A 2,245-nucleotide genomic window follows, 5' to 3' on the forward strand; every position below is an offset into this window, starting at 1 on the left:
GGCTGGGGGGTCAGGGGCGGGTGCGCGGGGGTGCTGTGGAGCCTCGTACGACGAGTTGGACGGGGATGTCGCCCTTGGTGGGGGTGCGGCCGTCGAGTACGGCGAGGAGTGCCTGCATGCCGCGTTCGCCGAAGAGTTCGGCGTCGAGGCGGACAGTGGTGAGTTCGGGGTCGATGGCGGTGGCGAGGGCGAGGTCGTCGAGGCCGGTGACGGAGAGGTCGTCGGGGATGTGCAGGCCCATGCGGCGGATGGCCTTGTAGGCGCCGGTGGCGAGTTTGTCGTCGTCGCAGACGAGGGCGGTGGGGTGGGGGCCGGGGCCGGTGAGGGCGGCTGTGGTGGCCTGCTGGGCGCCTTCGATGGTGATGGGGGCGTGGATGGTGCGTACGGCGGTGCCGGGGACGGTGGCGAGGCGTGTGGTGAGTTCGTGGGCTCGTACGGCGAAGGTCCAGGAGGGGATGTCGGCGGCGAGGTGGAGGAAGTGGCGGTGGCCGAGGCCGAGGAGGTGGTCGGTGATCTGGCGTACGCCGTCGGCGATGTCGAGGTTGACGGTGGCGGCGCCGAGGCTTCCCCGGGGGTCGCTGTCGAGCATGACGAGAGGGAGTTGGTCGCCGCGGATGGCGGTGAGGGCGTCGGCGGCCATGGAGGAGGCGAGGACGCCGTCGAGGGCGGCCTGGGCGGAGTGGAAGGGGTCGCGGGCCGGGCCGATGCCTTCGGGGGAGGGGTAGAGGACGACGCCGAAGCCGTGTTCGGCGGCGACGCGGGCTGCTCCGGTGTAGACGCCGGCGAAGAATTCGGTGGTGAGGGCGGGGACGACGAGAAGGACGGTGCGGGTGTGGCCGAGGCGTAGGTTGCGGGCGGCGAGGTTGGGGCGGTAGCCGAGTTCGAGGGCTGCTTCGCGTACGCGTTCGGCGGTGGTCTCGGCGACGCGGCCGCGCCATTTGTCGCCGAGGACGAGGGAGACGGCGGCCTGTGAGACGCCTGCGGCACGGGCGACGTCGCGGCTGGTGGGTCGGGTGCTGCCTCGTGCCACCGGGGCCTGCTCCTTCGTGGGGGTGCGTGGACGTGCGGACTGGGGTCATGGTACGTATGACGGGCGACGTTATACGTAACACTTCCGGCGTCGCGGTTGACGGGAAGGGCTGGTCATGGCGGCGGGATACCTGGAGATTCTCCGGGCACGGCATGCGGTGCGGCTGCTTGTGGGCACCCTGGTGGGCCGGTTGCCGAACGCCACGGCGGCGATCGCGATCGTGCTGTTCGTCCGGGCCGGGGGCGGCACGTACAGCCTCGCCGGCGGGCTGGCGGCTGCGTACGGGGTGGCCAATGCCGTGGGGCAGCCGCTGCTGGGGCGGCTGGTCGACCTGTACGGGCAGCCGCGGGTGCAGTTGTCGGCGGCGCTCGTGTCGGCGTTCGGGATGGGTGCGTTCGCGTTCGCGGGCACCGAGCCGCTGCCGCTCGCGTATGCGGCCGTGGCGGTCGCCGGGCTCTTCACACCTCCCCTGGAGGGCGGTCTGCGGGCGCTGTGGCCCTCTGTGCTGCGCAGGGAGGACCAGGTGCACACGGCGTACGCGATGGACGCGGTGGCACAGGAAGTCATGTTCACGGTGGGGCCGTTGCTGGTGACGCTGTGCGCGTCGCTGTGGTCGGCGCGGGCGGCGTTGCTGGTGCTGAACGTGATCGGGGTGCTGGGGGCGCTGTCCGTGGTGCTGTCGCCGCCTTCGCGGGCGTGGCGGTCGGCGCCGCGTGAGGCGCACTGGCTGGGCGCGCTGAGGTCGCCGGGGCTGCTGGTGATGCTGGGGGCGTTCCTGTTCGTGGGGATCGCGCTGGGGTCGATCACGGTCGCGTCGGTGTCGTACGCGGACGGTCATGGCGGGGACGCGGTGTACGGGTGGCTGATGGCTGCCGTGGGGCTGGGTGCTCTGCTGGGCGGGTCGCTGTACGGGGCGCGGCGGTGGAGCGGTCCCGCGGAGCGGCGGTTGACGGTGCTGGTGGGGCTGCTGGCGGTGTGTTACCTCCCGTTGACGCTGATGCCGGGTGCGGTGGCGATGACGTCGCTGATGGTGCTCGCGGGGGTGTTCCTGGCGCCGACCCTCGCATGTGCGTTCGTACTGGTGGACCGGCATGCTCCGCGCGGGACGGTCACCGAGGCTTTCTCCTGGCTTGTGACGACGTTCACCGTGGGTTCGTCGCTGGGTACGGGGCTCGCGGGGCCGGTCGTGGAGTGGGGCGGGACGCTGTGGGGGTT

The 2,245-nt window shown here is 72.1% G+C and carries 2 protein-coding genes; one reads left to right on the forward strand and one right to left on the reverse strand.

All coding sequences use genetic code 11. The features are described 5' to 3' along the window. Positions 1 to 10 precede the first annotated feature (10 nt). Positions 11 to 1,030: a LacI family DNA-binding transcriptional regulator gene (locus tag AOK08_RS42270; protein WP_055535913.1), complete on the reverse strand. Its 1,020-nt coding sequence runs from the start codon at positions 1,028 to 1,030 to the stop codon at positions 11 to 13. Between the two features lie 115 nt (positions 1,031 to 1,145). Here AOK08_RS42270 and AOK08_RS42275 point away from each other — a divergent pair. Continuing rightward, a partial coding sequence (locus tag AOK08_RS42275; RefSeq protein ID WP_055535914.1) for an MFS transporter occupies positions 1,146 to 2,245 on the forward strand: 1,100 nt, incomplete at its 3' end.

The organism is Streptomyces graminilatus (genome assembly GCF_001418565.1).
GTDB lineage: Bacteria > Actinomycetota > Actinomycetes > Streptomycetales > Streptomycetaceae > Streptomyces > Streptomyces graminilatus.